Below are 6,353 nucleotides of genomic sequence, written 5' to 3' on the forward strand. Positions count from 1 at the left end.
TTAGTATCTGTACATTTTCAAGTTGTACAATCATAGCCCTCTACCATGAGGGTGTATCCTCAACAAAAAATCATAGCGGGAGATGGATTGAAAATCCTGCGATCAACCAGAAACCTGGTTGAGGGACGTTACCAACTTCCACGTAGTCTTTATCGAGAATGTTATTGGCTTCGATATAGGCTTTCCAATTCGTGTTATCCCAACTGAGTTTCCCGTCCAGTATTCCATAGGATGAATAGGGATGTGTTCTGCCGTTGGCATCCACATAAGTACCTATGCGGTGTTGGAATCGGTATTGGAGGTCTAAGTCGAGTTGCCTCCATAATTTCAACCCTAGATGAGTCACAACTTTATTTTTCAAGTACTCTAAAGCCGTGAGGCTTTGAATATTCGAGGCTTCATGCTTCGACTGATTGATAAAGCTATAACTGAAAAGGAAGTCCTTAAGAAAATGTTGGGAAGGTATCAACTGGAAGAAATCAAAGTTCAGTGACGTTTCTATGCCAAGGGCATTGATCTTTCCATAATTGACAGATTTCCAAAGTGGAGATCCGTTCTCATCTTTAGTTCCATCATAGATCCAGTCAATCAGATTTTTATAATGGTTGTGATAAATACTTGCCTTGCCGGAAATTCCTTGGGCACTGTACTTGATTCCTGTTTCAAAAGCTGATAATTCTTCAGGCTTCAAATGTGGGTCAGCTTGGTATCCCCCGACAGAATAATAAAGTTCTGTGATAGAGGGGAGTCGAAGAGACGTGTTGAATGAAGTATAGACCTTCCAATTGTTGCCTATACGATAACTGGCATCAAGGCCGGGGTAGACACGCATGTTCATATCGGCCCAACTGTTCTTGACGGCAATCAGGCCCGCAGAAAGTGTAAAACGACTCAGGAGAATATTGTGTTCCAATACGAATTGCACATTCGTCCGGTTCAGTCCATCTTTGTATTGTAGCCCTGTGTCATGTATTGGCCTGAGATGTTTCAGCGGTTCCCCAAGGTTAGTGCTGACCAGATCTTCGTTCCGAATCTCTGTTCCGAGAGCAGTACGTCCCCCGAACCAGTCGAAATAACTGTTTAGGTTGACACCGTAGACATCTGTCCGATTGTAGTTGAAAGGAGTTTTGTCGGCGGAATGACGGAAAAGTTCGAATCGGTCCATGGAACGATTCCAATAGATAGAAGGTTTCAGATGGAACAGACCGATTTTGTTTTCTGCCTGCAGGGCAGTGAATGTCTTGAAAGTATGTTCAAATTGATCATCGTATTTGGAACTGTAAGAAGTACTGCTTCCCCAGTTTTTCGTACTTAGGCCGGCATACCATTTGACAGAAACATTAGGGTCGTTGTAATTGCCTTGATAAAAAGTCTTTCCACCCTTATAATCATTATTCAGTTGCCCGTTTTTGTCTCGGCTGAATCCATCACTGCGGGTATAACTTCCTGAAACCTGATTGTTCCAGTGTCCCTTTGCAATATTGGCTCTGCCGCCAGCGGAGAGATAACCGAATGAACCGCCTTCAATATGAGTGGTCATGCTGGTTTGCTCAGGAGTCCTAGTGACAATATTAATGGCTCCAAGAAGTGAAGAAGTTCCATAAACCCTGCCTGCAGGTCCCTCGAGTATTTCGATACGCTCTATCTCACTGAGGTCTACAGGCAAATCAAAGGCGTTATGACCGGTTTGAGGGTCACAGATATTGATGCCGTTGAGCAAGATGGTGATCTGTTCGCTGTTGCCGCCTCGAATGCTGATATCCGTTTGTGCCCCAATGGCACCCCTTTGTCGGACATCGACGCCTGCAGCGTACTTTAACAGATCATTTACACTTTGCACCGGCGCGGCGGCGATATCCTTTCGCGTCAGTACAGTAACCATTCTCGCTTGCTGACTTCTAGTCAGCGGTGCCCTGCTTGCAGTCACATCGACCTCGTCAAGTTGCTGCTCTTTCCCGGAAATGGTATCAGAAGCGATCTTGTTGACATCTGTACTGACGCCAGCTGCCTTTGCGTGAGACAAAGTAGCAATGCTCAGTGTGCCGACAAGCACTTCTTTCCCCAGTACGGAGAACAGAGCGTAGCCCTTGTTTGAGAATTTCTTGAATCTCAGGCTGCGGCGCTTGTTGAAAATTGTTTTGTACATTGATTGATTAATTGATTAAATTGCCTTGCTTACGGCAAGGTAGTGCAAAGGTAGTTGTTTTGTCTGAGAAAACAACTACCGGAAATATTTTTTATCAGTGATGGGAGTGGCTGTTGAAGTTTATCAGCCTCAAAAAGAAACAGATTCTTCAAGTCTTTTCTTCGAATCTGGAAAGGCCGTATAAGAGTGCTCTCTAAAATCAATCATTGCTTTTATACTCATAATTCTCTCCAAAATCTTTTTGGTATTCTCTGTTAAATGCTCTGATGGCGTCTTTAGCTTCGAATATCCTGCTCAGCCTTTTTAAAGATTTGATTTGAATATCCAAGGCATTGGTATTTAGAGGATCCGCATTGAATATAGCTTTTGCCCATTCAATGGCAATTTCATATTCTTTCTTTTTGTAAGCTTCTTCCATTTCTTTTGTCAGGATAGGAATCAGCATTTGTTCTTCCTTGGATTTGAAACGGTCAAGAGTCGGCATATCCATCTTCTGTAGGAACTTGCCTCTTTTCAGTATGGACAATAGTGAGAATTCATTTGCATTGTCTTCCTTAATGATCCTGCGACAATCATAATAATCGCAATAGAAGGGGGCTTGAACATCCAGCTTGAAAAATCCGTCTTGGTAGACAACCTGAATACCGTCTATTTCCTCAAGTACTTTCCGTAGGTGGTTAATGGTGACACTTCTGGAATTCTTGATCTTTTCAGTAGTCTTGTTCCCCCATAGCATTGTACCTAATACCTTAGATGATATGCCTTCTTTCTCACTGTGTTCAATTAGGATAAAAAGGACTTCCCGGAGTTTGTTTGTAAACATATAACTGATATCCCGATTCTTTCTGTCCCGAGCCATAAAATCTCCAAACAAGTATATGGAATTTGGCTTTAATTGACTTTTGTCCAGATGCAAACGTGAACTCTGACGAATAAGACCTGCTTTATTTTTCTTTCGGTATAGGAATATGAAAACCACACCTATGCAGAGTATACAAATGATCAAAATGATCATCTCTTTCTTAGTACTATGAGGGGGCTCGATAATTGCCGCGTATTCTGTTGCAGACAGAACAGGCAGGTCTATGCTGTAGATCTTCAGGGTAGAAGAAATATCGTCTTTTGATTCTTGTACCGTTACGATAAACTTTCGTTGTTGACGGTCGTAATACAAATTGGCATTGGTCGTTATTTTATCAGAGTGTATGGGAATGGAATCGCCAAGTATTTGATAACTTCCGTCCTTAATGGAAAAACGATAAAGTTTCAGGTAGGAATCAGAAAGGAATTCAGAATAGCATAAGGTATAGAAATATCTTCTATCAAAGATAATCATGTTTCTTACAGGGACGACATTCTGCTTCTTACCCCACTTTAAATCCCATAGTTTCGTGATCTTCTTAGTTATTTTATTTAGGCGATATAAATCATAAAAATATTTTCTTCCGACAGACTGGTTTCCTGATTCATTGCCCATTCCTCCAAACAAATAGACGTCATTTCCATATTGCCCGACTGATACGAAATATCTGGGCATCCTCGGTCCTTTGATCCCTTTCATCACAGACCAACTATGGGAATGGAGGTCATATGTATAGAATTGGTTGCTATAGTGCATGGGTTCAAATCCTCCATAAATTGTTAATTCTTGTCTTCTCCAGTCAAAAAATGATCCATGATGATGTTCTTGGGCTTTTAGCTGATTATTGCTTTCAGGAGTCCAACTTAGTGTGCTTAAATTTAGGCTGGCTAGGGTAACATCTTGTGGCTTTTTATTATTCTTGTGAACTTCATAGGTATAAAGTCTATTATTAATAGGATTGAAGAAGTTCATTCCTAAATATATTTCCACAGGACATCTATTGGCAAACCGATTGTATATAGATTGTTTACTGCTAATATTATAGATATTTAATTCTGTCCGGTTATAATAGTAAATATTTTGCCGAAAGGGATCAAAGCATACTCCCGCATTAGTATTGGAATGCAATTTCTTGAGAAATTTCCAATGATACGAGTCATTGATTCCCCAATAAGGATTTTCAACATAACCTATTTTCTTGCCGTCCTTGTCGTATACATTATTTCCGTAACTTTGATTTAATGGAAAGTAATATACCTTACTGTCTCCACTAATATTAAGATCCTTTATACCAAAAGCAGGAACATCAATAATATAGTCATTTCGACCAAATACTAAATCTGGTCTTATTTCTTTTGGTAAAAGAGCATCATGGATAGTTTTTTTGTGTCCATTGATTTTCATACTTATGATTTTATTGTCTAAATCAAAGTGTAGGCTAAACCGGAACCAATGTTCGTCTTTTAATTCACATCGATTATATTTGAAAGTAATTAGTTCCTTATAGCCTTCTCTGTTGAGTTCTATAATGTCTTCTTTGGATTCATCCAAAAAAACATTGAATATTTCATCACTTTTGAGATCTGTGATTCTGAGTATATATCCGATATCTGGATTTTCAGGGAGTCGCATTTCAAAATTAATGGTGAATTGGTGATGAAAAACGTCATTGTCTTCCTTGAAGACATCATAAGAAGTACGCTTCCTTATGGAATTGAAAGGGTTTTGGAAAAAAAGACCTTGTGCATTGACTATTAGTGTATTGTTAAGGAATACTGTTATTAGAAAGAAAAGGTAATAGAGTTTCATGCGTGTATTTTTTGTATCAGTTATTTTTCGCAAAGATACTATAGAATTTCGATTTCTCAATGATATAGGGTTAATTTTATCCTTTTTCTCTTTAAATTATTATATTAATTGATTTGTTAACCACTTATTATCCTATTTTTTAATCTTGATATTATTAACTTTGTTTATCTTAAATTTATATAGCATGGTTTTCTGTATTAAAGAAATATATATTTACGCTAAATGATAAAAGTAATAGTTGTTGACTTATCGTCTACCTTATCAATGTCTGAATTGACTATCCAACAATGAAAAATATCAGAATATTCATTTTGGTTTGTCCTATACTACCGGTTATATCACCCATGATATATTATCGCCGGGCGTACTCAGAAGTTTGTCATATGCAGCAAGCCTAGTAAGAATTTCGGCAGCAGCCGCAGTTCTAGGCCTGTAGTCCTGAACAAAATCGGTGAAAATTGAGCCGGTGTGAAGTGTGGATAATTCGGCAATAAAAATACGATCCTTAAAAACATTAAAATGCGCAGACTGTTCATATCGTTGTTTATCCTGTTAATTGCCGTAGCCGTCAACGGCCAGCAATTGACGGTGGGGACTTATAATATAAGGAATCATAACCATGATGACGAACTGGCGGGGAACGGCTGGTCACGGCGCTGTCCGGTCATATCCCAGTTGGTGACGTTCAATGACTTTGACATCTGGGGCTCGCAGGAGGTGCTCCATGACCAGTTGCTGGACCTGTTGTCGGCAATGCCTCAGTACGGCTATCTGGGAGTAGGGCGCGATGACGGGAAGACGGGAGGGGAGTATTCGCCCATCTTCTATAAGAAAAGCCGCCTGAAGGTGTTGAAGGACGGCCATTTCTGGTTGGCGGAGCATACGGACTGTCCGAATAAAGGTTGGGATGCGGCGTGCATTCGCATCTGTACGTGGGGCTTTTTCCAGGATCTGCAGACGAAGCGGAAGTTCTGGTTCTTCAACCTCCATATGGACCATATGGGAGTGGTGGCCAGAGAGGAGAGCTCCAAGCTGGTATTGAAGAAAGTGAAGGAGATGTGCGGCAGTGATCCCGTAATCCTGACGGGTGACTTCAATGTGGACCAGACCCACGAATGCTATCGCCTGCTGGCAAATTCGGGTGTGTTGCAGGATACCTATAGGATAGCCGACATGCACTATGCGCTGAACGGGACGTTCAACGGCTTTGACCCCTTTTCAAAGACGGACAGCCAGATCGACCATGTCTTTGTTTCAAGGCAGTTTCATGTCTACCGTTTCGGGATCCTGACGGACACCTATCGTTCACCGAGGAAGACCTCGGAGACAGTGGAGGAGAAAGACGCGCCGAAGGAAATAGCGTTCAAGAAGTATGATATCCGGATGCCTTCCGATCATTTCCCTGTGAAGGTTATCCTGCAATATAATAAATAGTATTCTTTAATTCATCGCGCTGTAATTTCTTGTCAATAATCTGTTGTTTTATGACTATCAAACATGATCTTTTTAGGTTGCTTGTTGCGTTTTCTGTAATAA

General features: G+C 40.5%; 3 protein-coding genes. 1 reads left to right on the forward strand and 2 read right to left on the reverse strand.

Features of this window, described 5'->3' with window-relative positions:
* Positions 1–70: 70 nt before the first annotated feature.
* Together NG821_RS03280 and NG821_RS03285 are read right to left on the reverse strand one after the other, a co-directional pair.
* Entirely contained in the window at positions 71–2,146 is a 2,076-nt protein-coding gene (locus NG821_RS03280) for a TonB-dependent receptor plug domain-containing protein (protein WP_252760236.1), read from the reverse strand.
* A gap of 199 nt (positions 2,147–2,345) precedes the next feature.
* A complete protein-coding gene (locus NG821_RS03285; RefSeq protein ID WP_252760237.1) occupies positions 2,346–4,640 on the reverse strand; it encodes a Kelch repeat-containing protein in 2,295 nt (764 codons plus the stop codon).
* 696 nt (positions 4,641–5,336) lie between these two features.
* Here NG821_RS03285 and NG821_RS03290 point away from each other — a divergent pair.
* Entirely contained in the window at positions 5,337–6,251 is a 915-nt protein-coding gene (locus tag NG821_RS03290; protein WP_252760238.1) for an endonuclease/exonuclease/phosphatase family protein, read from the forward strand.
* Positions 6,252–6,353 lie beyond the last annotated feature (102 nt).

The sequence above is a fragment of the Segatella cerevisiae genome (genome assembly GCF_024054555.1).
GTDB lineage: Bacteria > Bacteroidota > Bacteroidia > Bacteroidales > Bacteroidaceae > Prevotella > Prevotella cerevisiae.

Bases quoted from the DNA above. Each gene is read 5' to 3' on its own strand.
- NG821_RS03280 (WP_252760236.1), bottom strand. From the start codon at position 2,146: ATGTACAAAACAATTTTCAACAAGCGCCGCAGCCTGAGATTCAAGAAA.
- NG821_RS03285 (WP_252760237.1), bottom strand. From the start codon at position 4,640: ATGCGACTCCCTGAAAATCCAGATATCGGATATATACTCAGAATCACA.
- NG821_RS03290 (WP_252760238.1), top strand. From the start codon at position 5,337: ATGCGCAGACTGTTCATATCGTTGTTTATCCTGTTAATTGCCGTAGCC.